This is a genomic window from Psychrobacter sanguinis, assembly GCF_020736705.1.
Classification (GTDB): domain Bacteria; phylum Pseudomonadota; class Gammaproteobacteria; order Pseudomonadales; family Moraxellaceae; genus Psychrobacter; species Psychrobacter sanguinis.
Genome location: NZ_CP085990.1, coordinates 64677 through 90472 on the forward strand (window position 1 = coordinate 64677; position 25796 = coordinate 90472).

General features: G+C 43.2%; 14 protein-coding genes, 2 tRNA genes and 3 rRNA genes. 8 read left to right on the forward strand and 11 right to left on the reverse strand.

The genetic code is table 11. From position 1 onward, the window contains the following. Positions 1–53 precede the first annotated feature (53 nt). Positions 54–815 (forward strand): iron ABC transporter ATP-binding protein, encoded by a 762-nt coding sequence (locus LK453_RS00360; RefSeq protein WP_201538113.1) that lies wholly within the window; start codon positions 54–56, stop codon positions 813–815. A 26-nt stretch (positions 816–841) separates the two neighbouring features. Here LK453_RS00360 and LK453_RS00365 read toward each other — a convergent pair whose 3' ends face one another. After that, entirely contained in the window at positions 842–1183 is a 342-nt protein-coding gene (locus LK453_RS00365) for a DMT family transporter (RefSeq protein WP_201538115.1), read from the reverse strand. A 954-nt stretch (positions 1184–2137) separates the two neighbouring features. On the opposite strand from LK453_RS00365, the gene LK453_RS00370 reads away from it, so the two are divergent. The 7 genes from LK453_RS00370 (at position 2138) to LK453_RS00400 (ending at position 15788) form a co-directional block, all read left to right on the forward strand. Continuing rightward, the gene (locus LK453_RS00370; protein WP_201538118.1) at positions 2138–2884 is read left to right on the forward strand and encodes a hypothetical protein; all 747 of its coding nucleotides are present in this window, start codon (positions 2138–2140) and stop codon (positions 2882–2884) included. A gap of 635 nt (positions 2885–3519) precedes the next feature. Continuing rightward, complete coding sequence (locus LK453_RS00375; protein WP_201538120.1) at positions 3520–5298, forward strand: TolC family protein; 1779 nt, start codon at positions 3520–3522, stop codon at positions 5296–5298. A gap of 70 nt (positions 5299–5368) precedes the next feature. Then, positions 5369–6427, forward strand: coding sequence for an HlyD family secretion protein (locus tag LK453_RS00380; RefSeq protein ID WP_201538122.1), 1059 nt, complete (start codon positions 5369–5371; stop codon positions 6425–6427). A 26-nt stretch (positions 6428–6453) separates the two neighbouring features. Next, complete coding sequence (locus LK453_RS00385; protein WP_201538123.1) at positions 6454–7941, forward strand: ABC transporter permease; 1488 nt, start codon at positions 6454–6456, stop codon at positions 7939–7941. Then, entirely contained in the window at positions 7941–9155 is a 1215-nt protein-coding gene (locus tag LK453_RS00390; RefSeq protein ID WP_201538124.1) for an ABC transporter permease, read from the forward strand. Before LK453_RS00385 ends, LK453_RS00390 begins: the two co-directional genes overlap by 1 nt. A 99-nt stretch (positions 9156–9254) precedes the next feature. Then, complete coding sequence (locus LK453_RS00395; RefSeq protein WP_201538125.1) at positions 9255–11036, forward strand: potassium/proton antiporter; 1782 nt, start codon at positions 9255–9257, stop codon at positions 11034–11036. A gap of 405 nt (positions 11037–11441) precedes the next feature. Then, positions 11442–15788, forward strand: coding sequence for a two-partner secretion domain-containing protein (locus LK453_RS00400; protein WP_227674444.1), 4347 nt, complete (start codon positions 11442–11444; stop codon positions 15786–15788). Positions 15789–15935: 147 nt separating this feature from the next. On the opposite strand, the gene LK453_RS00405 is transcribed toward LK453_RS00400, so the two are convergent. The 10 genes from LK453_RS00405 to LK453_RS00450 all read right to left on the reverse strand — a co-directional run bounded on the left by LK453_RS00405 (position 15936) and on the right by LK453_RS00450 (position 25620). Further along, positions 15936–16400 (reverse strand): flavodoxin family protein, encoded by a 465-nt coding sequence (locus tag LK453_RS00405; protein ID WP_201538127.1) that lies wholly within the window; start codon positions 16398–16400, stop codon positions 15936–15938. A gap of 16 nt (positions 16401–16416) precedes the next feature. Continuing rightward, complete coding sequence (locus LK453_RS00410) at positions 16417–16830, reverse strand: OsmC family protein (RefSeq protein ID WP_201538129.1); 414 nt, start codon at positions 16828–16830, stop codon at positions 16417–16419. A 186-nt stretch (positions 16831–17016) separates the two neighbouring features. After that, positions 17017–17130, reverse strand: a 5S ribosomal RNA gene (gene rrf, locus LK453_RS00415). 147 nt (positions 17131–17277) lie between these two features. Further along, positions 17278–20130, reverse strand: a 23S ribosomal RNA gene (locus tag LK453_RS00420). A 330-nt stretch (positions 20131–20460) separates the two neighbouring features. Further along, positions 20461–20536 (reverse strand) — tRNA-Ala (locus LK453_RS00425). A gap of 13 nt (positions 20537–20549) precedes the next feature. Further along, a tRNA-Ile gene (locus LK453_RS00430) sits at positions 20550–20626 on the reverse strand. Positions 20627–20687: 61 nt separating this feature from the next. Further along, positions 20688–22222 (reverse strand): 16S ribosomal RNA (locus LK453_RS00435). Together the 16S, 23S and 5S rRNA genes with 2 tRNA genes alongside form the textbook arrangement of a ribosomal RNA operon. Before the next feature lie 520 nt (positions 22223–22742). Further along, positions 22743–23708, reverse strand: a complete 966-nt coding sequence (gene menA / locus LK453_RS00440) for a 1,4-dihydroxy-2-naphthoate octaprenyltransferase (protein ID WP_227954042.1) — start codon at positions 23706–23708, stop codon at positions 22743–22745. Positions 23709–23833: 125 nt separating this feature from the next. Beyond that, the gene (gene pssA / locus LK453_RS00445; protein ID WP_227674433.1) at positions 23834–24700 is read right to left on the reverse strand and encodes a CDP-diacylglycerol--serine O-phosphatidyltransferase; all 867 of its coding nucleotides are present in this window, start codon (positions 24698–24700) and stop codon (positions 23834–23836) included. A gap of 44 nt (positions 24701–24744) precedes the next feature. Next, on the reverse strand, positions 24745–25620 hold the full coding sequence (locus LK453_RS00450; protein WP_007393991.1) for a 23S rRNA (adenine(2030)-N(6))-methyltransferase RlmJ: 876 nt from the start codon (positions 25618–25620) through the stop codon (positions 24745–24747). Between the last annotated feature and the right edge of the window lie 176 nt (positions 25621–25796).

The following is a 25796-nucleotide window of genomic DNA, read 5'->3' on the forward strand; positions in this document are numbered from 1 at the left end:
ATTATAACCCCCTAATTTTCACCCTATTTTATCTCTAGTAGCTGACTACCTTTATGATTACCATTAATAATGTAAGCCATCACATCGATCACACCCCTATCTTGAACAATATCAGTTTAAGCTTAGAAGATGCCCAAGTGATTGCATTAATCGGGCCCAATGGAGCGGGTAAATCGACTTTGTTTAGTGTAATGTCGCGATTGCAACCCTTGCAAAGTGGTTCGGTTCAGTTTGGTGAATATGACATTGCACATACCGACAGCAAGGTTATGGCTAAGACAGTAGCCATATTGGCACAAAGCAATCAGCTACAGGGCCGTCTGCGCGTGGAAGAGCTATTGATGTTCGGCCGTTACCCCTATCATCAAGGCCGGCCCACCCCAGCTGATCGCCAGAAAGTGGCTGAGATTATTCAAAAGTTCGAATTACAGGATATGGCGGATCGTTATTTATCTACCTTATCCGGTGGGCAACAGCAGCGGGTACTTATTGCTATGATTGTCTGCCAGGACACACCGTACTTACTACTTGATGAGCCGCTTAATAACTTAGATATGTACCACTCAGGTCAGCTGATGCGTGCCCTACGCAGTTTAGCGCATGAACAAAAAAAGACCGTGGTCATTGTGCTGCACGACATTAACCAAGCAGCACAATTTGCTGATACAGTGGTGATGATGAAAGCCGGTCAAGTTATCCAAACCGGCCATCCTATTGAAGTGATTACCCAAGAGACCATACAGGATTTGTATGGAGTGAAAGCCACTGTGATTGAGCATAAGGGCTATCCAGTTATTATTGATAGCCGGGTTTAGCGTATTGGCCTAAACCTCCCTACCTCTCACCCCACAGAGCTTGAAAATAAGTTAAGCACCACAACGCCGGCCACAATTAAGCCGATGCCTATCACTGCCGGCATATCAATACTCTGTTTGAAGACAATCAGACCAACGATAGCGGTCAAGACAATCCCTATCCCGCCCCATAGCGCATAAGCGATACCAAGGGGAATCTCTCTTAACGACTTGGTCAAAAAGTAAAAAGAAAAGGCATAAAGCACCACAGTCGCTAAAGTGGGATAAAGTTTGGTAAATTCTTGCGACTTCACCAAAAAGGTAGTGCCAGTAATTTCGAAAAGAATCGCACCTGCTAAATACACATAAGCGATGAGAGTTGGGGACATAAAATGAATACTCTTAGTTGGAAGCGCCTAGCGAGTCAACTGAACTACTTTTAATGATGAGACGACAATGCTAGCGTATAATATGGATTACTTGTATCAATTTTACCATGACATCCTCTGTTAACTCCTAAGGCCTTTATGGATTTTCTTAAACTGTACTTTGATCCGACTCTAACCTCGAGACAACGACTACTGTGCCGGATTTTTTGGCAGCAGTGCAAATTTGAAGAGTATGATGATGTCGCTAAACAAATCAAATATTTGCAAAACTATTTCCAATTGCTCGACGTCTCTGAAGTCTTCGCTATTTTTGACAACTGTTACGTCTATGACTCTCGGTATCACTGCCAAGTTTGTGACCAATTAAGAAGGGTCGACTCACCTCTGCAATTGAAGCACTCTATTGAGACTCCCTGGCGCTGTAAATCTTGCATGCTGTTGGTTTCCTAACAGACAAAGCTGAGTTTATTAATCAATACAGCTTGGCTTATTGCATCCTCAACTCCAATCACTGCACTCTTATTATTTTCTCTATCAATACCCTATATTTCTAAATTCCTTTCAAAAGCTTATCCCCTACTTTGTGCCTCCATTCATCACTGGCGTTTTATAGTAGGCAATTTTTATAGTAAACAGCTTTTAGCGCCTGTTCTATTAATCTAATCGTGCCTACTTTTTCACCCCCTTTAACATTTTATATCTTTTTATAACAAACCCTGTCATGGTTAACCGTCATAATAAGGTTTAATCCTTCCAATCTAAGCACCATAATAGTTAAGTAACTTAATAAAGATATTAACTATAAAAGTGCTAATCGATAACAACGGTGTTGGCAGCTGTTTATAAACCCTGACGTCTAGCAGTAAAAAAGTCCTTCTAAATAATAGATTAGCATGTACCTGTATATGGCTATAAATGACTGCTTTTCACTTATAACAAAAATAGGAGACATAAATGTCTGACAAAATTATAGATTTAGGTTCTGGATTCTGGAACATTCAAGGTACCTTTAAAATAGGCGGTCTGATTAATATTGGTACTCAATGCTCATTGGTCAAACTTGACTCAGGTCGGTTTATATTCTTAGACAGTTATACTTTGACTGATGAAATACGTGATGAAGTGATGTCTCTGACCAACAATGGCGATGACGTAGAAGCCATCTTGAATCTACATCCTTTTCATACTATTCACTGTGCCCAAATGGCAAAAGACTTTCCGAAAGCCATTGTTTATGGTAGTGAACGTCATAAGATAAAAGTTCCAGAAGTAGACTGGGCGGAAGACTTGGTAGAAAGTAAAGCAGTTGCAGAGCGTTATCCTGAACTTGAATTTTCATTACCGAAAGGTATTTACTATATTTCGCCCAATGAGATGGTACATGCCAGCTCCCTACTTGCTTACCATCCAGCAAGCAAAACCTTGCATGTCGATGATACTTTCGTGACCCCACCTGCCAAAATTCTGCAAGCCGTCATGCCGGAACTTGGCATTCATCCTACCACCAAAAAAGCATTAACCGACCAACCTACTGCGGGTAGAGATTATTGTGATTGGGCGGAAAACCTTGCGGAAAAATGGCAGGATATTCGACACGTCTGTGCCGCTCATTCAGATGTTATTCATTTCGAAGCAGGCGGATTTAAAGCAGCCTTATTAAAAGCGATTGAAAAAGCCCGTCCTAAACTTGAAAACGCTTAATTGAGTGCCTAAATAAAGGGTTTTATTTAACAAATGACCTTATTTAATAGATAAACTTATTTAATAAGTAACTTCATTTCAACTTCTAGGTTTGTTCTGACTCTATTTTATATATAACAAGTGTATAATTAGGTATAATCAGACTGTATCTCAATAAAGCGCTTGTTTTATTTCGCTAACTGAATAATATTTTATAACCGGATTGGCCACCTTGCTTAAAACAAGGTGGCCCTTTTGGTAATTGTTAATTCAATATCATTTTATTTGATAAACTATCTTTCAGATGAACTGTCGGATAGATGAGCTGTCTGGTAAATAACAAACCATGAATTCTATAAAATTATTGACTAGGTTACTGATTGATTTATAACTTTAAATAAGTGATTGGGAGTTGTATCATAAGTAGCGCTATCAATCTCTTGACAGTTCCTAGCTTTTCTTTCTCATCGAAAAGTAAGCGCTACCCCTCTTGTATTCTAATTAACAAAACCATTTTTCTATAATATGTTTGTTATTAGCCAGTTGATAATTGCTGACTGCTCGACAGCCGCAAGCTATATAATAGGGGTCGTCAACGCTTGGTCATTGATTGACTTGCTTTTATTCCTTTAACTCTTTAATAGCCAGTTGCCAATATGTCACTACTTAAGTTAAATCGTACTAAGACTCTTGATGGCTCAGTCTTTAAGGCAGTGCCTTCACGTGCTTTATACCTTGATAATTCAACGGTTAATAGTCATCGCTTCAAGCTCAGTCGACTCTCTTTAGCGTTAACCTGGCAAACGTCGTTGGCAATAGGTCTGTTTTTTAACCTATTAATGGCACCAGCCAACGCCGAAGACAGCGTGCAGGCAACTAATAATGCTAATGATGAGTACATATACTCTCAAAAAGCGCCTCAAGCAGTCACCTCTACAAATCAAACAGTGAACATCGCTGAAATTAGCCAAAACCTTGAAAAAGGCAGCTACCAGCCTATTCCTTTACAAAGCATTATTGACCCCTCTACCGGGGTGCCTATCGATGATGTTTATCGCATTGATGTGCCTGAGAAGCTCAGCCTGCTTCAAGCTCAAAATGTTTTACTTCAAGTTTCCCCTAAGCTTGCCAGCAACAATGCCGGTATTATCTCAAACGAATTAACTTCTGAAGCCACGAAGGACCTTAATCAACCTTTGGTATTTTTGCGAGCAGGCGCCACTCATTACAATTTGGACGCTAATTTGGACTTAAGTGGTCTTCAAGCAGGTATTCAAGAAAGGGTAAACGAAGCTAAAGATCCTGCAACAGGTGAGCCTTTATTGTCTGAAGCAGGTCAGGCTATTATTGGCGATATTATCGATCAGAGAATTCCGGATAGTTACGATATTAAGCGCAAGGGCGATACGACGTCCGCGGGAGTAGCCATGCTGTGGCCCGTGTATACAGCGGGGCGCACCAAAGCCGTAACAAGTTTAGCAGATGCCAGGACTGAAGAAAGCCAAGCAGATGCTCTACTCGATAAAGACCAATTGCAAACCACGTTAGTAGAACGTTATTTTACGGCTCAGCTGGCGATGCTTGCTGCTTATCTTCGTGAAGATGCCTTAAATACCGTCAAAGAAACTGACCATATGGCTCAGCGTTATTTAGAAGAAGGTTTTATCTCTGGGGTAGATAGATTAGAGGCAAAAACCGCTTTGGCCGAAGCGGAAAGTGAGGCCATTAAAGCGCGTCATGATGCCAAACTAGCCATGACTGCCTTACAAAGGTTGTTACGCTCACCGCAGCCTATTAAGCCTACTACGCCTTTATTTGTGTCCTCAAAGCCATTGCCTTCGCTTCAGTATTTCCAAGATTTGGCTTTAAGAAACCATCCTGGTCTTAAGAAAGTAGACGCTAAGTATGCGCAAGCCCAATCTTTGAGCGATTTATCGGACACGGGCTTTAAACCCACAGTGTCTGTATTCGGGTATCACGAGCTAAAAAATGACCCAAGCTGGATTGCGGGGGTTTCAGCCAGCTGGAAACTATGGGGCGGCTTAAACAAAGATGCTCAGCATGCCTCAAGTGAAGCTAAGATGCGTCAAGCACAATTGGCGAAGATTGATGTCAGTGATAATATTCTACTTTTGGTAGAAAAAAACTGGCAATCCGTTGAAAATGCGCGGGTTCGTTTCCAATCGCTAAATAGCAATGTATTGTTGGCTCAAGAGCTTCTGCGTTACAAGCAGTTGGGTATGAAAGAAGGGGTTAATACTGCCTTAGATGTGACCACAGCACAAACTAAGTATCTGCAAGCCCGCACCGAACAAGCGTCTGCTGCCAATGATTATGTGCAAGCTCTAGCAGCCTTGATGGAGAGCATCGGTACCCCTGAGGCCTTTAATGAATATATGGCGGTGGCTGATATTAGACTGCCAACCGTTTACTGATGCCCATTAGCCTTATTTTCGTTTCAATCATCTTCTTTATTATTAATTTTTTATCTTCCAGGATAAATACATGAATGCTTCAAAAAAGCCGAGCCCAACAATGATTAGAAATATCGTCTTAACCCTAGTCCTCGTTGGGGTGATAGGGGTTATTATCTATGGGCTTAACAAAAGTACAGAAAGTACGGAAAAACCCATTGTCGTTCAAGGTCAGATGGAAATGCAGTCAACAGCTATCGCTGCCAAAGTTCCTGGACGAATTTCAAATATTATGGTGACTGAAGGCGACACGGTCAAAGTAGGTCAGCAGCTCATTGAGATGGACTCTCCAGAAATCACTGCCAAAATGAACCAAGCTTTGGCCGCACGTGATATGGCTCAAAGCCAACTAGACAAAGCTGAAAACGGAGCCAGACCTCAAGAGATTGGACAAGCAAAGGCCGCCTGGCAAGCTAACCAAGCTGCAGCTGACTTGGCCAAGAGTACTTTTGAGCGTGTTGATCGTCTCTATCAAGAAGGTTTAATGGCACGTCAAAAGCGTGATGAAGCTTATACTCAATATGTGGCGAATCAAGACAAAGCTGATGCGGCACGCCTGCAATATGAATTGGCACAAGAAGGGGCACGTGGTGAAGACAAAGATGCGGCTAAAGCACAGGTCGCCCAAGTAGATGGTAAAATTCAAGAAGCTCAAGCAGCTCAAGATGAAGCCAACTTGAAGAGCCCTATCTCCGGTATCGTTGATGATGTCATCGTCAATCCAGGTGAAGTTATTGGTCAAGGTGTGCCTATCATGACCTTAGTTGACCCGAATGACCAATGGGTGGTCATCAATGTCACTGAAAATTTGTTAAACCAATTTAGCATTGGTAAAGAGTTTGTTGGCAAAGTCCCAGCTTTATCTTCACCAGACCATTCTTATCAAATGACTTTCAAAGTATTTAACACGGCAGCAATGTCTGATTTTGCCACTTGGCGTGCTACCAATACTGAAGACAATTTAGATGTTCGTACTTTTGAAGTCAAAGCACGTCCCACCAAAGCGGATACCAAAATTCGTTCAGGGATGAGCGTTGTGGTAGAGATTGATCCCAAAGCAGTAAACAAAAAGTCCAATATTGCTCAATAATCTCTATGAAATTGATAGGCTAGAATATGTCCCAGTCACAACCTGATAATAATGAAAAGCTACAGATAGTCTTTGGTGATAAGGGTAATCGCGAAGCATCATTATGGTCTGTTTTTGTACGGAGTGCCAGCTATGAGGCTAGATTCCTCAAGGAGCACCCCTGGGACTATGTCATGCTTTTATGGTTACCCCTATTGACCATTTTAAGTGTCTGGTGGATGTTTTCTAAACCCTATATTGTTGATATTCCAATTGGGGTCATGGATGAAAACCGCAGCAGTTATTCTCGCACATTAACCCGTTATTTAGATGCTAGCCCCGATTTGCAAGTCAAACACCTCTACCACGACACAAATAGTGCTCGAAATGCGATTTTGAGCAGAGAGATTTATGCGGTAGTTTATATACCTGAGGACTTTGACGAGAAAATCAATAGAGGTCTACCCTCTCCGGTTATTCTAAAAGTAAATGCTCAATATGGTACTCACTCTGGCATTATTCAAAAAGGGGTACAAACGGTAACGGGTACCCTATCGGCAGGTGTAGAAATCAAACGCAGTATTAAACAAGGTACTTATGGCGAGCAAGCGATGATATCGCATACGCCAATCTCGGTAGAACGTATCGGTTTGTATAATATCGGTACCAACTATCAAAAGTTTCTGGCTTCGACTGTTATTCCTTCTTTGTTACACATCTTAGCGATGATTATTGGCGCTACCACTATTGGACGTGAGATTAGGGACAAAACTTTTTCTCTGTGGTATCACAATATGGTGTTCCCAGACATGCCCTACCCTGACTTTAAAACGTTAAAACATATTCCGCCAGAACAAAGATTGGCTTACCTGCATTCAAGTTTACATGAAAGCTGGCAACAGCCTGTTGATTATAGTTTGATGAATTCTAGGACATATGAGCTGGTAAGTGAATCGCATTTTATCTTGTCTAATCCTAATCTTCGTTATCGTTTGAATTTCAATAAAAGTGCAAAACCCAGAATGCCTACTAAGGTATCCATTATGGCACTGGTGATTGGCCTCAACGGCAAGCTGATTTGGGCTTTGTTGTCATATATGATATGGGGTATATTGATGTTGGCCTTAATTGTGTCGATACATCCTGCCAGCTGGATTGGCCTGACGCTTGTGTTTATCGCTTATGTGGCGTTAATTATGATATCACTTTGGGTAGGCGCTATTTTCAGTTTAACAAGCTACTCTTTACGTATGGGTTTATCGAGTACTGGGTTTGTCTCTGCGCCCTCTTTTGCTTTTGCAGGCGTTACTTTTCCGCTAATGGCAATGAGTGAAGGTGCTCAGAGATGGGCCAATATGTTGCCACTGACTCACTACTTAAAAGTCCACTTAACCCAACTCCAGATGGCAACACCCCCTGCTATCGCTATGCCTTCAGTCCTAGGATTAATAGCGGCGGTAGTGGTTACTTTGGTTATCACCGCGCTGCTGTGTTTAAGAGCTTTCAGAAATCCAGCGCGTTGGGGGGCTCGATAATGTCTGATAATGATTACAAACCTGATGCTAATTTAATAAAAAAGCCAAGACCTAAGCGCCAAGGCAATTATGTTCATACCTCTTTTTTGCAAGGGTTTTTGCAAACTTTAGCCTCTATCTTTAGAGACAAAGGCGTGTTATTGATGTTGGTAATCGCCCCTATCATTTATGGTTTTTTCTACCCTTGGCCTTATAAAGCCGAAGTTGTCCAAGAGGTTCCAGTCGGCGTGGTTGATTATGACCGTAGTGAATTATCAAGTACTATAACCCGCTATAGTGATGCCAGCCCTAACTTGATTGTTTACAAGTATGTAGATGAAGATGCGGCGATAGAAGCCATGTATCGAGGCGATATTGCCGGTTATCTCATCATTCCAAGAGACCTTGAGCGAAATGTCTTTTCCAATAAGTCCGCTTATGTCTCTGTACTGGCCAACAACGGCTACTTTTTGCTCAATAAGCAGGTACAAATGGGTTTTACAAAAGCCATAGGCACTGTCTCGGCAGGTGTGGAAGTAAAAAGAAGCGTGGCCAAAGGCGCCTATATGGATACTGCCAAAAACAGTACTCAGGCTGTTCCGCTACGCATAGACCCCATGTACAATCGTTCAGAGGGCTATGGGGCTTACGTGGTGCCCGCAGTGTCTATTCTAATTTTACAACAGACGCTATTAATGGGTACCGCTTTGCTTATTGGTACTTGGTACGAAAATAAGAAACAAAATGCGACTGCTACGGGCTGGTTGGGACGTATTATGGCGCTGTCTGTGGTCTCTTTTTTGATGGGTTGTTTCTATTATGGCTGGGTATTTTCTAATCAGAATTACCCTCGAGGTCATAATATGTCAGGCACCTTGCTATTTTATGCCCTATTTGCTCTTACCGTTTCGACTTTAGGCTGTCTACTAGGCATGTGGTTCAGAGAACGTGAACGCAGTATGCAAATTTTAATTTTTAGCTCAATGCCTATATTTTTCTTAAGTGGATATCCTTGGCCCACTAGCCAATTGCCTGAATTTTTACAATATGTTCGTTGGTTATTCCCTACCACCTCAGGCATGCATGCTTCGGTACAGCTGAACCAAATGGGTGCCTCGATAGCTCAAGTGAGCGAACACTTCTACCATTTGGCTATTTATTGGGTGATTGCCTTTATACTATTAATTGGCGTACAGCATCGACAGATTAATAAAGCTGAAACTAAAGTGTTTTAATCACCGCCTTGCTCAAAGCTGGCTTTTTAAGCCAGCCCTCTTATTTTGAAGACATGTCTTCCCCTCTCCAACTATTATTGACTTTAGGCACAAATAAAAATGGAAACCCTAAATATTGTATATTTGGTAGGTGCGATTCTTATTTTTTCTAGCATCATGGCCAGTACCTTATCAGCCCGACTGGGCCTACCCTTATTATTGCTATTTTTGGGCGTTGGCATGTTGGCCGGTGATGAGGGGATTTTAGGCATTGAATTTTCACAATATGGTATTGCAAACTTTGTCGGTCAAGCTGCCTTAGCTTGTATCCTATTAGATGGGGGGCTGCGCACTTCTTTTAAGTCTTTCCGAGTCGGCCTAAAGCCAGCAGTAGTATTAGCCACTTGGGGGGTCTTTGCCACTGTTCTTATCCTTGGTATCTTCGTCACTTGGCTGCTAGATGTTGACTGGCGCATTGGAGTGTTAATGGCGGCTATCGTAGGCTCAACCGATGCGGCTGCGGTATTCTCTTTATTGCGTAATGGTGGTGTTAAACTAAACGACCGCGTTCAAGCCACGCTTGAGCTAGAGTCAGGAGCGAACGACCCCTTTGCTATCTTATTAGTTACTGGCTTAATTGCCTTAAATGTTGATCCTGAGAGTCAAAGCGTCCTAGGATTCTTTGGATTACTGGCCCAACAGCTTGGCTTTGGGATGATCATGGGCCTAATCTCAGGCTATCTATTGTCCAAATTAATTCCCAAGCTGCATTTAGCAGTTGGCATGTACGCTATTTTGATTATGTCAGCTGGCTTAGCGGTATTTGCAGCCACCAACTTACTGGGCGGAAGTGGATTTTTAGCGGTGTACTTAGCCGGTATTTTAATTGGCAATAATAAAGTACGTGCCACAGAACATGTTTTAAGGGTAATGGACAGCTTTGCTTGGTTATCACAAGCGGTTCTATTCGTGGTTCTGGGCTTATTGGTAACGCCTTCTAACGTATTGAACGTTTGGTATTATTCGGTAGCGATTACGGCCTTTATGATACTGGTTGCCCGTCCTATTGCGGTTTATTCAAGCATCAAACTCTTCGGTTTTAAAGATAGAGAGATTGGCTTTATTTCTTGGGTTGGCCTGCGTGGTGCGGTACCGATTACCCTTGCCATTTTACCGGTAATGGCAGGTTTAGAAGATGCCTTCCTGCTTTTCGATATCGCCTTCGGTGTGGTTATCTTATCGTTAATCCTACAAGGCACAACCATCCCCTTTATGTCTAATCTATTTAAGGTAAGGGTTCCTAATAACAATGAACCTGATGAAGAGATGGAAATTTGGGTTTCAGATCAATCGAGTATTACCTTATATGAGTTTGAGGTGAAGCCAGGTGCTTTTGCCATGGGTCGTCATCCTAAAGACATCTCTTCTACCATTAGCACCGACGAGATTGCTATTTTTGCTTTAATCCGTAATGGGAAGATTATGGTGGTCGATGACGATACCAGATTACAGCATAGAGATCGGGTTTGGTACGGTCTTAGAGGCAATCATGCGGCTAAAATTGCGCGCATATTTAACGACATCAAGATAGACCTGCGTGAGGTTGAAGATTTCTATGGCGACTGGATGATTTCTCCCAATGTCAAATTAGGCGATCTGCCTTTCTTTGATGAAAGCATCCCCTCTACACCGCCTAACACCAAAGTAACTTATAACAAGGAGGGTGAACCTATTAATATGTGGCAGCAAACCGTTGCAGAATTCATTAAAGCCAATTTAAATGCCCCACCTGTGCCAGGAGATACGGTCCAAGTTGATGAAGAATGGGCACTCATTATTAAAGAAGTAGATAGCAGAGGCATCTTACGTACTATAGGCCTAAAGCATCGCTCAGTAGAGTAAAGTAATAAAATCTTCATAAACCTCTGATATATTTAAAAATATTGATAAAATATCGCTGCTGTATAATCTAAACTAATGTCTAGCAACTTAGCATTAAGTTAGAAGCCAAGTTAGTATCTAACCCTATCTCATCACTAAACCTACATTAATATTTTGAACTTTTGGCGATGAGATAGAGATAATGATTATTATGGCTAAGCACGTATATAGCCTTGGTATCGATATTAACTATCATTAACTGTCTTGGACAATTGAAATTATCAGGGTTTATTGAGTTTTAGGATCGTCGTATTTTTTGGGCAAGGATTGCATCGTATAGAGAGATAACCCACTGATATTTCTACCAAATCCAAGGTCTTATTTCATTAACGATCACTGGGTATTTAAGGGTAGAAGATGCAATCAATGAAATTATCTGCTGCGGGACGTATAACCGCATTAATGGCTATCACCTCACTGTCAGGCACAGCAATGGCAGACATCCGTCCACTCGGAGAGGTTAAGGTACAAAAGCAAGCAAATGGTGTTGAAGTAGTGCAAATCAACGCTCCGAATGCCCAAGGCTTGTCTCATAATAAATACAATCAATTTAACGTTTATGAGCCTGGTGCTGTGCTCAATAATGCAACCCAAAGCGGACAGTCAGTTCTGGCAGGTAACTTAGGTGCCAACTCAAATTTCAAAGATCAAGCGGCCAATGTCATTTTAAACGAAGTCGTAAGCCGTATCCCCTCTTTACTACTGGGTAAACAAGAAGTTTTCGGTATGGCAGCCGATTATGTGCTTGCCAACCCTAACGGTATTGCTTGTGAAGGTTGTGGTTTTATTAATACACCAAGAGTCAGCTTGGCAGTGGGTACGCCAGAAATTACTAATGGTAAGCTATCAGGCTATAACACCAATAATGATCGGGGGTTACGCATCGCCCGTGGTGTGACATTCGATAATAGCAAAATTGTGGATTTTATTGCTCCTCAGGTTTATTTAGATGCTGATATTAAGAATGCTGATGCGGTAAACGTTATTATCGGTCGTAATGATGTTGATATTAATCCAGATGGAAGCTTAAGCGCTAAGTCTATCGGCAGAGCTAACGCCCCAGTATTAGATGGCAATCTTCTAGGAAGCATGCAGGCAGGACGAATTAAGCTTCACAGTACCGATGACCGCGCCACGTTAGATGTGAAAGGGGTGAATTTTAAAGCCAATGACTTCCAAGCCAAAGTAGGCAACTTAAACCTGCATGGTGCGGTACAAGACTTTGAAAAACAATACGACAAAAAAGACTCACCACTGATCACCTCCACTACCCTTCAAATTGGACAACACTATACGCCAACACAAATTGCTGCGGACAATATCGATTTGCAGGCTGCGCATAATTTATCACTTAATGGCACTCAAGTGATTGGCAATCATGTAGATCTAAAAGCCGAAAATGTGGCCCTTAATGGTGAAAAAACAATCAATACCATTTATCGGTCCACCAATACCCAAAAAGGTGGTCTGAAAGAAAACACCTTATTTCATACCGCTAAGGTAACTGCTTTGTACGGCACTGATATTCGTGGTAATACTATTAATGTCAATGCCAAAACTGGCAGCCTGACTGGTAATTCGGCACAAATGATTGCCCCTGTTGTCCGTCTAAATGCAGGTAAAGACATTATATTGACGGGAGGGAATGCCAACGAATTTCACAATATCACCAATGAGGATAGGCTTGGTACCATTGCCCTTAAACGTGTTATTGATTCGGAATCCGCAAGTAAAGACTATTATATCCCAACTGCTATTCTGGCCAATAAAGCGGCCATGACCAGCGGCGGTAACCAACAATATGCCGGGGCACAAATGGTTGCCAAGGACATAGAGTTCAAAACCCCTGGTACCGTTTCTTTTACCGCTGAAACCAGTAAAGCCACTCACAATATAGATCATAAAGTCACTTATTGGGGCGGACTTTTCGGCTCACAAACCGATAATAACGACACCACTATCATCACCCAAAATGGTGCTGACGTACAAGCCAGCAATTTATTATATATTGACGCAGCCAAAGGCTTAAACCTTACTGGCAGTCGTGTATTGGCAGTAAATCACTCTTATTTGAACTCACCTCATGGCGATTTCAATATTAAAGGCGCTACTGAAAAAACAACCAATGTAGACTTACACCGTACCGGCACTATCTTTGATATTCCCGTCGATGTGACCACTACGACGACTACCGATACCAAAAACAAAGAATCAATTTTAGAGTCCTATACCAACTTACAACTGGTCACTGATCAAAATATAAACGTGGTCGGCAGCCAAGTGAAAGCAGCAGGACTGCTAGATTTAGAGGCCGGTAAGACGCTTAATATTGTCGGTGTAAACGACAGTCATGATGTAACCACCGTTCATGACGCCATAGGTATTGTTGCTGATATCACCACAAAGCCATCGCTTTATACGGTTGCTGCTAAAGGTGCCGAAGCCAAAGTGGCTGAAACTAATGTAGCAGCACGTACTGTAGCCACACCTATAACGACAGCGCTATATGTGGCTGAGCCTAAAGCAGATACCTCAAAAAAAGAAGAACCTAAAGCAATAGCCTTAGAGGATGCTTCTGTTGACTGGCGTTTAGGCTTGGGTATTACCCATGATGTGGATACTGACAATACCCAAACCGTAGCAGGCTCGCTTGTTTCTGGTGGAACGACCCACCTAAAAGGAGGTAATGTCAACATTGCAGGCAGTAAAGTGACCTCTGACAATAATCTTAATATTAGTGGAAATAACGTCACTACCTCTGCTCAAGATAATAGTCATACGGTCGCCAGTGACTATACTGATGTATTCTTAGGTCTGAAAGGTAGTGTTAATACATCAGGCGCGACAGTTGGATTAGGTCTTGATGTCAATAATCAGAAGAAATCTGATCAAACCACGGCTCCAGTGGCCAGTGAGTTAAACGGAAAAAATATCAATATTACAGCAGACAATGATATTCATCATTCTGGTACGCAGATTACGGCTCAAGACACGGTTAATGAGCAGGCGAATAACATTACTCATGACCAAGCTCATGCTACCCATACTAAGTCCGATACAAACGTTGATGTTAATATTGGACTTTCTGCCTCAGCAGACTATAAGGGTGGACTAAGTGCAGGTCTCAATATTGGCGCGAGTGGTTCGGGCAACACTAACATTGAGACACAGGGGTCAGGTACCAAAATTACTGCTGGTACTATCAATGAACAGGCCAAAAACGCCCTTAATGATGAAGGCACCCATTACCAAGCCACAGGTGACGTTAACCTTTCAGCTAAAGATGTGACCCTTGCTTCAGGTTATGACAGTACCAAAAACACCAATAACGCTGGTGGCGCAAGCATTAATCTTGGCATTGGCGGTCTTGAAGGCGCTAGCCCTACAGGTTCAGTTGGCGTATCGGCCAATTTCCAACACGATGAGGCGGGCACTACCACTGCCAAGTCAGCGACTATTACCGGTGCGAACGTCAACATTCATGGCGACAACTCGGTCGTCTCTCAAAGTGATATCACCACACCTGGTAGCCTAAATGTAGACGCGGGTAAAGAAGTCAGTCTTGTACAATCTAACAATACCAGTAATGCCTCAGGTGGTGGCTTCGATGTTAGCGTGAAAGTAGGTGGACTCGCTTTAGACAAACCTACGCCTCAGCCATCCGTTGGCGTATCTGTTGGAGCCAATGGACATAATGGTGCCTCTATTGAAGGGGTCAATAATACGGTCACCGCAGGCAACATAAATCTATCAACATCAGGTACCAATGGCACTGTCAACGTTCAAGGCACAAATGTTAATACAGGTACGCTTAATATAGACACCAATACTGCCAATATTGCTGGCACTATCGATAAAGCACATAGTGGCTCAGGTTCTGTGGGCATAAATGTTGATGTGGGTTCAGGGGGTAGTAGCTTAGAGCTAGGCGGAAATATCAGTGCTGGAACCAGTCAAAGCCAGCATAATGGCACCAGCGAAGTTAAGTCAGGTCCACTGAACATAAACGCCAATCAAGGTGTGAATATCAGCAATACTAACGTGACAGCTGCCAATACTAATATCAACACCGATGGCAATTTAAATATCAATGCAGGCGTAAATACCAACCAACATACCTCAGTAAATCTTGATGGCACGCTTAATGCAAAAAAAGAGGGCGACGTACTTGCTCCCGAAACAGGAAGTGTCAGTGTTGGTGTTAATACTGGAGACAGCCTATCGCATACGCCTGCTAATGTGAATATCGGCAAAGATGCCAATCTTAACGTAGGTGGTGACCTTAATGTTACTGGTAGCAGTGTGAGTACTGGTACAATTCAAGGCAATATTGGTGGCAATGTGAATAATGAAACCTTGCAAGGCCATAGTAATCAAACAGACGTTAATATCGCTATAGGTGCGCAGGGTTCACCTGTTAAGTATACGTCAGAGAACGCCGGCTCTCAGCTTGTCTCTGACATCAAAAATGGTACGATAGCGGGTGTTAAACCTATAGCGGATATTGACATTCATCACAGTGATGCCACTACCACTCAAACCACACCTGTTGGTATCAAAGCCAATAATGGTCAACTTAATGTGGGCGGTAACGTTAATACAGTGGGTGTGAGCACACCTAATACTCATAATAGTTTTGATTTTACTTTCAATCCAAGAGCAAACTATGACCCAATGGCGTATCTCGAGGGCTTTATCAATAACAATAAATAAAAGATTAAATAATAAACTAATAAAATAGCTTCAATATGAAAATAAAAACGCGATAAGTTGCCTTATCGCGTTTTTTAGTCTTAGTGTTTTAAAGTATTTAAATATCGTTTTAGGTAGGTGCAAGTTTGCCACAAGGGATAAAACTAACTAATAAATCCCTGCCTCTACCCCAGCCGCTAACGTCATGGCAAGCTCTTCTACTTGTTGAGTGAAACTCTCTTGCCAATCCCCTTTAAGTATTAAGGCTTCTTGAATCCACTCCCAACGTAGACCCGTAGTAATAGTTTTCATTGCCAGTTTAGTACCCGTACCATCTTGTCCGGCTCTAATATATAGCGCAAACGGCAACCCCTGTTTCTTTTCTAACACAGGATAATAACAGCGGTCAAAAAAGTCTTTGGTTAAGCCTGCCATATAAGCTAAGTTTTCAGTAGTGCCTAGTAGTAGCGCGTCGGCAGCCAAGACATCTTCAGGTTGCGTTTCTTGCGGTGATTTTAATATGACATTCACATTTATATCAGGGTGATTGACCCCATCAAAGGCCGCTTGTGCTAACTTCTTAGTATTAGGCGATGGCGCATGAGCAACAATAAGTAAAGTCTTGACTGACATCTCACTCTCCTATTTTTTAGCTGCTTGTTGAGTAGCTAAAGCTTACGTCTTGTTTGATATCAGGGTGAATACTTTTGGCCACTGGGCAAGTTAGCGCTGCGGCTTCTAATACCTTACGAGTACGCTCATCAAAGTCTTTAGCAAACTGAATATTCACTTTTACTTCGCTGACTCGTCTAGGCTCTGCTACCATTGTTTTAGTCACTTCTGCTTTAGTTCCAACGACATCAATTTCCATACTTTCAGCCTTAATACCAATAATAGTTAGCATACAGCTCGCTAAACTGGTGGCCAATAAATCTGTCGGTGAAAACGCCTCGCCTTTACCATGATTGTCTGTCGGCGCATCGGTAATAATCTGGTTATTTGATTGAAGGTGTAAGGCTTGAGTACGTAGATTGCCTTGGTATTCGACGGTAGAGGTGGTCATAAAACTTATCCCTTAACTGATTTAATATTATTCTATAAGATCCATAGTAACTTATTTCAGCATAATAATGAAATAAGCCGAATATTTGATTTGAAGTAAAATATTTACCATCAAAGGAAACATAGAAAATGCAGACAAAGGAAAAAGCCCCCATTCAAACTGAATGGGGGCTTTTAGGGTATAGGGAGCTGACGATGACCTACTCTCACATGGGCGAACCACACTACCATTGGCGCAACGATGTTTCACTTCTGAGTTCGAGAAGGGATCAGGTGGTTCCATCGTGCTATTGTCGTCAGCAAAGGGGGTATAGATATGAGTTGGTTAAGCTATTAGCTCAACTTTGTTTGACTATTATATCAGAACCTGAATCAATATTATCAGGGTGATATCGAAATAATTATAGCTTGCTCTTTATAAGGAGCTACAAAACCACTTGGGTGTTGTATGGTCAAGCCAAACGAGCAATTAGTACAGGTTAGCTACACGCATCACTGCGCTTCCACACCCTGCCTATCAACGTCCTAGTCTTGAACGGCTCTTAAGGGAAATCTAATCTTGAGGTTGGCTTCCCGCTTAGATGCTTTCAGCGGTTATCCAATCCGAACGTAGCTACCGGGCAATGCCATTGGCATGACAACCCGAACACCAGCGGTTCGTCCACTCTGGTCCTCTCGTACTAGGAGCAGATCCTCTCAAATTTCCAACGCCCACGGTAGATAGGGACCGAACTGTCTCACGACGTTCTAAACCCAGCTCGCGTACCTCTTTAAATGGCGAACAGCCATACCCTTAGGACCTGCTTCAGCCCTAGGATGAGATGAGCCGACATCGAGGTGCCAAACACCGCCGTCGATATGAACTCTTGGGCGGTATCAGCCTGTTATCCCCAGAGTACCTTTTATCCGTTGAGCGATGGCCCTTCCATACAGAACCACCGGATCACTAAGACCTACTTTCGTACCTGCTCGACTTGTGGGTCTCGCAGTTAAGCGCGCTTTTGCCTTTATACTCTATGAACGATTTCCGACCGTTCTGAGCGCACCTTCGTACTCCTCCGTTACTCTTTAGGAGGAGACCGCCCCAGTCAAACTACCCACCATACATTGTCCTCGGTATTGTTATACCTGAGTTAGAACCCCAACATGACCAGGGTGGTATTTCAAGGATGGCTCCACAAATACTGGCGTATCTGCTTCAAAGCCTCCCACCTATCCTGCACAAGTCAGGTCAAAGTTCAATGTAAAGCTGTAGTAAAGGTTCACGGGGTCTTTCCGTCTAGCCGCGGGTACACAGCATCTTCACTGCGATTTCGATTTCACTGAGTCTCTGCTGGAGACAGCGCTGCCATCATTATGCCATTCGTGCAGGTCGGAACTTACCCGACAAGGAATTTCGCTACCTTAGGACCGTTATAGTTACGGCCGCCGTTTACTGGGGCTTCGATCAAGACCTTCGCATACGCTAAGCCCATCAATTAACCTTCCAGCACCGGGCAGGCATCACACCCTATACGTCCACTTTCGTGTTTGCAGAGTGCTGTGTTTTTAATAAACAGTTGCAGCAGCCTGGTATCTGCGACTGTCAATAGCTTACGGAGCAAGTCCTTCACCATCGACAGCGTACCTTCTCCCGAAGTTACGGTACCATTTTGCCTAGTTCCTTCAGCAGAGTTCTCTCAAGCGCCTTGGTATTCTCTACCTGATCACCTGTGTCGGTTTAGGGTACGATTCGTTTATGACTATAGTTTAGAAGCTTTTCCTGGAAGCATGGTATTTGCCACTTCGCTGTACAAGTACAGCTTGCTATCAGATCTCAGTATTAACAGCCCGGATTTGCCTAAGCCGTCTACCTACATCCTTCCACCTGGACAACCATCGCCAGGCTGGCATAACCTTCTCCGTCCCTCCATCACATCATAAACAAGTATCGGAATATTAACCGATTTCCCATCGACTACGCCTTTCGGCCTCGCCTTAGGGGTCGACTCACCCAGCCCCGATTAACGTTGGACTGGAACCCTTGATCTTCCGGCGTGCGAGCTTTTCACTCGCATTATCGTTACTCACGTCAGCATTCGCTCTTGTGATACCTCCAGCATGCCTTACGACACACCTTCACAGGCTTACACAACGCTCCCCTACCACTTGAAACAATTTTCAAATCCGCAGCTTCGGCTCCTAGTTTGAGCCCCGTTACATCTTCCGCGCGGGCCGACTCGACTAGTGAGCTATTACGCTTTCTTTAAAGGATGGCTGCTTCTAAGCCAACCTCCTAGCTGTCTATGCCTTCCCACTTCGTTTCCCACTTAACTAGGAATTTGGGGCCTTAGCTGGCGGTCTGGGTTGTTTCCCTCTCCACGACGGACGTTAGCACCCGCCGTGTGTCTCCCGGATATCACTCATCGGTATTCGGAGTTTGCATCGGTTTGGTAAGTCGGTATGACCCCCTAGCCGAAACAGTGCTCTACCCCCAATGGTGTTCGTCCGAGGCGCTACCTAAATAGCTTTCGGGGAGAACCAGCTATCACCGAGTTTGATTAGCCTTTCACCCCTATCCACAAGTCATCCCCTGGCTTTTCAACGACAGTGGGTTCGGTCCTCCGGTGCCTGTTACGGCACTTTCAACCTGCTCATGGATAGATCACTCGGTTTCGGGTCTATACCCTGCAACTATACGCCCTATTAAGACTCGGTTTCCCTACGGCTCCCCTAACGGTTAACCTTGCTACAGAATATAAGTCGCTGACCCATTATACAAAAGGTACGCGGTCACCCAACAAGTGGGCTCCCACTGCTTGTACGCACACGGTTTCAGGTTCTATTTCACTCCCCTCACAGGGGTTCTTTTCGCCTTTCCCTCACGGTACTGGTTCACTATCGGTCAGTCAGGAGTATTTAGCCTTGGAGGATGGTCCCCCCATCTTCATACAGAATTTCTCGTGTTCCGCACTACTTAATATGCTTCATTATATGTTTCGAATACGGGGCTATCACCCACTATGGCCAGTTTTCCCACACTGTTCTTCTACATATAAATCCGTCGGCTCCTCCCCGTTCGCTCGCCGCTACTAGGGGAATCTCTATTGATGTCTTTTCCTAAGGGTACTGAGATGTTTCACTTCCCCTCGTTCGCTTACTAATAAATTAGTATACCTAGCTTACGCTAAGTGGGTTTCCCCATTCAGAAATCTCCGGATCACAGGATATTGCCGCCTCCCCGAAGCTTATCGCAGGCTGTCACGTCTTTCATCGCCTCTGACTGCCAAGGCATCCACCATGTGCGCTTAATTACTTGACCATACAACCCCAAAGGGTCTTTAGTCTGTAATTATAACGATATCACCTTGATAATTTACGCTTGATTCAGTTCTCTTTACTTTGATAACCAACCCCTTGGGATAACAACTGATGTCATTAAAAGGTTGGCTATCTGGTTAGACAATGGCTCAGTGAATGATTCATTTTCTAACCGTATATTACAACTCATATCTATGTTTTTAAATAGTAATAACGTCTTCATCAGATCGTCATATATTTTCTGTATAAAACAGAAGTAAGTAATCATTACCTTCATTATAAAGATGAATCACTTAATTCTATTTTATGCACTCTTAATCCGTAACCAATATGGTGGAGCCAAGGAGAGTCGAACTCCTGACCTCCTGCGTGCAAGGCAGGCGCTCTACCAACTGAGCTATGGCCCCGTATCGGGATAAGTGGTGGGTCTGATAAGACTTGAACTTATGACCCCCGCGTTATCAACACGGTGCTCTAACCAGCTGAGCTACAGACCCTTAAGAGCTTGCTAAATCAAAGAACAACTTGTTGTGAATTCTTGCTGACCGAATGCGTCAATAAGGAGGTGATCCAGCCGCAGGTTCCCCTACGGCTACCTTGTTACGACTTCACCCCAGTCATCGACCACACCGTGGTGAGCGCCCTCTAAAAGTTAGGCTACCCACTTCTGGTGCAATCAACTCCCATGGTGTGACGGGCGGTGTGTACAAGGCCCGGGAACGTATTCACCGCGGCATTCTGATCCGCGATTACTAGCGATTCCGACTTCATGGAGTCGAGTTGCAGACTCCAATCTGGACTACGATAGGCTTTTTGAGATTCGCATCACATCGCTGTGTAGCAGCCCTCTGTACCTACCATTGTAGCACGTGTGTAGCCCTGGTCGTAAGGGCCATGATGACTTGACGTCGTCCCCGCCTTCCTCCAGTTTGTCACTGGCAGTATCCTTAGAGTCCCCGGCCAAACCGCTGGTAACTAAGGAAAAGGGTTGCGCTCGTTGCGGGACTTAACCCAACATCTCACGACACGAGCTGACGACAGCCATGCAGCACCTGTATTCTAATTCCCGAAGGCACTCCCGCATCTCTGCAGGATTCTAGATATGTCAAGACCAGGTAAGGTTCTTCGCGTTGCATCGAATTAAACCACATGCTCCACCGCTTGTGCGGGCCCCCGTCAATTCATTTGAGTTTTAACCTTGCGGCCGTACTCCCCAGGCGGTCTACTTATTGCGTTAGCTGCGTCACTAAGGAATCAAGTTCCCCAACGACTAGTAGACATCGTTTACGGCGTGGACTACCAGGGTATCTAATCCTGTTTGCTACCCACGCTTTCGAACCTCAGTGTCAGTATGATGCCAGGAGGCTGCCTTCGCCATCGGTATTCCTTCAGATCTCTACGCATTTCACCGCTACACCTGAAATTCTACCTCCCTCTCACCTACTCTAGCCCAACAGTATCAGATGCAGTTCCCAGGTTAAGCCCGGGGATTTCACATCTGACTTATTAAGCCACCTACGCTCGCTTTACGCCCAGTAATTCCGATTAACGCTTGCACCCTCTGTATTACCGCGGCTGCTGGCACAGAGTTAGCCGGTGCTTATTCTGCAGCTAATGTCATCGTCTATGGGTATTAACCATAGAGTCTTCTTCACTGCTTAAAGTGCTTTACAACCAAAAGGCCTTCTTCACACACGCGGCATGGCTGGATCAGGGTTGCCCCCATTGTCCAATATTCCCCACTGCTGCCTCCCGTAGGAGTCCGGGCCGTGTCTCAGTCCCGGTGTGGCTGATCATCCTCTCAGACCAGCTACAGATCGTCGCCTTGGTAGGCCTTTACCCCACCAACTAGCTAATCCGACTTAGGCTCATCCAATAGCGAGAGCGCAAGCGCCCCCTTTTCCCCGTAGGGTGTATGCGGTATTAATACGAGTTTCCCCGTGCTATCCCCCACTACTGGGCAGATTCCTAAGTATTACTCACCCGTCCGCCGCTCGTCAGCAAGAAGCAAGCTTCTCCTGTTACCGCTCGACTTGCATGTGTTAAGCCTGCCGCCAGCGTTCAATCTGAGCCATGATCAAACTCTTCAGTTTAATCTTGCTATGAAGCTCTTTAAAGAAGCTTCTAAACTTGGCTCATTCAATACTAGCAAATTGCTTTTCCGTATGTTTCATATAATGAATTAACTTCGAGTTTCTTTACTAATAAAGAATGATAATTTTTATAGTTAGTCACATCACCGAAAAGATGATGTCCCAACTTTAATTTTTAGCATTCTAAATCAGCAAAAATCCACACAAGTTGTTCTTTGATTTTAGCTTTTAAATAGTTCTTAGCTTGTCGTCCAAGCCTAAGTTAAATCTTTAGCTGCACTCAGTTATTATTAATTAGTAATAACGTTGTTGCTTAGCAGGCTGACTATTATATACATTTGAATATCGTTGTCAACACTTAATTTTAATTCTTCCTAAGTGAACCAGCTTTCAATCTCTCGATTTATTGCCTCATGTCCGTCTTAGTGAGTGCGTATTATAGACCCTTAATTTTTTGTGTCAACCGCCTTTTTCAACTTTTTCGAATTTATTTTGAGATCTTAATTTTTAACCTTAAAAGCTAACTGTGAAATAGATGACTTATACCAAGACCCAGCACGAACAACAGGTTAACGATAAGCGTCAACTTCACAATGGATTTTAATTGACTGCCTATCAATACCGTATCTATTTTACTGTTCCTAGTGCTAACCTTACTGTAGCTAGAAGCACCAATTGGTCTCACAGAATAGATAACTGATAGATGTTTGGCCATTAAAGGCAGGGCCAATACCCATAACAAACTATATAGATTATAGACAATACCATATAGCAAATAACATAAAATAGATAAGGCCATCAATAACGTATAGCCTACCCTCATCCTCTTGCTACCTAATAGGACAGCAAGGGTTATTTTCCCTGCTTGTTTATCACTATAAATGTCTCTCATGTTATTAACATAGAGCACGCAGGCAGCCAATCCCCCACACCCTGTTGCTGGCAGTAAGTGACTTAACTCAACTTGACCGGTTTGCAAATAAATACTGCCAAGCACTGCCAACCAACCGAAGAATACCAGAACGGCTACCTCTCCCATTGCTCGATACCCATAAGGGCGCTTACCCATGGTATAAGCCATAGCCGCAATAATAGCGATAATGCCAAATGCTAGGAAGATCAAAAAGTCACGTAGATTATCAAACCCAATGCTGATTAAAGCCACCCCTGAAAAAAAGGTAATTGTCGCCCATCCAATAATTAAACGTTTAAGCTGTTTAGGCCGCAACAGACCTTGTGCTATCATACGTTCAGGGCTGTTAATGTCACGCAGATTATCTGTTCCTTTAACCCCATCCCCATAATCATTGGCTAAATTAGACAAAATTTGCAAAGCCAAAGCTACCCATAACGTCAGTAGGAACACCGTAATATTATGCCAACCGAGGGAGGAGAAGGACGCTACTTGAGATAAAGCTAAGCCATTGCCGCAAACGATGCTGGCAATGGCTAAAGGAAAGGTTCTAGGACGAGTGGCTTGCAACAAAGCCTTTAATGATGAGGTGATAGACTTAGCCACTGTGTATTTGAATAAACTATTTATATGAGCAGGTTATTTGTTTAAGCAAATTGTTTATTTAAGCAAATTACTTAAGCAAATCATGCTAGTTATTAATTTCTTACCTTAGCTTGAAGAGTCGAAAAGATGCCTGATAATGCATAAATGACACCAATGGCTAGAATACCCACTGGAATATCATAAAGCACAATCGCCATGACTAACACACCGATAATAAGAGCCACGAATGGCACTTTCTTTTTATCAAACTCTTTAAAGCTATAGTATTTAATATTACTGACCATTAATAAACCGCATATAACCACCCAGATAGCAGCAATAATCATAACGTGTGAATCATATTGTCCTATCCACTGATTATGATCAATAGCCACCATGACCGCACTGGTTACCAATATAGCAGCCAGTGGACTTGCTAAGCCAACAAAGTATTTTTTGTCCACTTCGCCTATTTGCACATTAAAACGTGCCAAACGAAATGCGGCACAAGCGGTAAATATGAAGGCGCAGCCAATACCCACTCTACCTAAAGGCTGAAGGGCAAAGCTATAAATTAATATGGCAGGTGCCACACCAAAAGCAAGCATATCTGCTAAGGAATCGTATTGCTCGCCAAAAGGACTTTGGGCGTTTAACATACGTGCCACCCGGCCATCAGCTCCGTCCAAAATAGCAGACAAAAATATGGCCAAAGAAGCTTTGTAAAAGTGGCCTTGGGTACTTGATAGTATAGAGAAGAATCCAGACAATAAAGAAAGCGTGGTAATTAAGTTGGGAGCTAAATAGACACCTCGGCTAACCACTGGCTTACCATCGGTCACTTCCCGCTCAATAACTTCAAAAGTCAAAGTATCTAAGCCGTCAATGCCAGACTCAGTAGGCTGCGCAGGTGTAGAATTATCGGGTTGTACCGAACCTGCTTGTACCGTATCTGAATGCGATTGATGTGGAGTCTTCATACAAAATCCTTTATTGATCAAAATCCAAGTTGCCTACTAAGTAGCTACTCACCTACTAGCCAGCGTACGCTTACCGCTTGGCTCTGTGGTAACTCAGGAGCATCTTCAGGACGCAGTAAAGGCTGAATAAAATTAAGAATTTCACGAGCATCTTGATCAAATTTCCAAGGTGGATTAATGATCAGCATGCCGGTACCGTTAAGACCTACTGCAACATCATTAGGATATATATTTAATTCACATAGAAGTTGCTTACGAATTCCAGTGCGCTTCATTTTTTTATAAAAAAGCTCAACCGCTTCAATGTTCTTAATTGGGAACCAAAGTGCATAAATCCCCTGAGGCCATTTGGTCATAGTAGCCACTAATAACTCTACCAAACGGGTAAAGTCTTTATGTTCTTGCTCATAAGGCGGATCAATTAGGATCACCCCTCGACGTTCTACAGGAGGAATAACCCCCAAAATACCTTCGAAAGCATCACGGTTTTGAATACCAATAGGCAGTTGGTATAACTGATAGTTTAAAGCATCGTATTCGCTATTCTTTAATTCAAAAGCTTCAGCACGTACCTTTACGTCTGGATTTTTTTCAACATGATTGGCAATCCACCAAGGTGAGCCTGGATAAACATGCTTGTCATAAGTTTGACGGGCTTGTTTGATGTCATCAACATACTGACGAACCGCAGCAGGTGCTTCAGAGACATCGGCGTCCAAAATCTTTTGGACACCTGATTTGGCTTCCCCTGTCTTGCGGGCTTCTTCACTGCTTAACGAGTAAAGACCTCGACCACCATAAGCGTCTAGCGCATAATAAGGCTTGCCTTTGGTACTCATTTGATTAAGTAATTGCACCAGTAAAATGTGTTTTGCAACGTCGGCGAAATTACCGGCGTGATAAGCGTGTTTGTAATTCATAATTTAGCTTGTGTTATGGTAGAAAGGTTTATTTTCAAAAATTAGTTCTATGGTAGCATAAGCTGGTTTAAAATAAGTATATTAATGGTTAATACCCTTAATATCGCCCTAATATTTCTGGGTAGTTCTTCACTTTTTTCGGTCATTTTCACACCTCTAAATCCTAGGGTGATGTT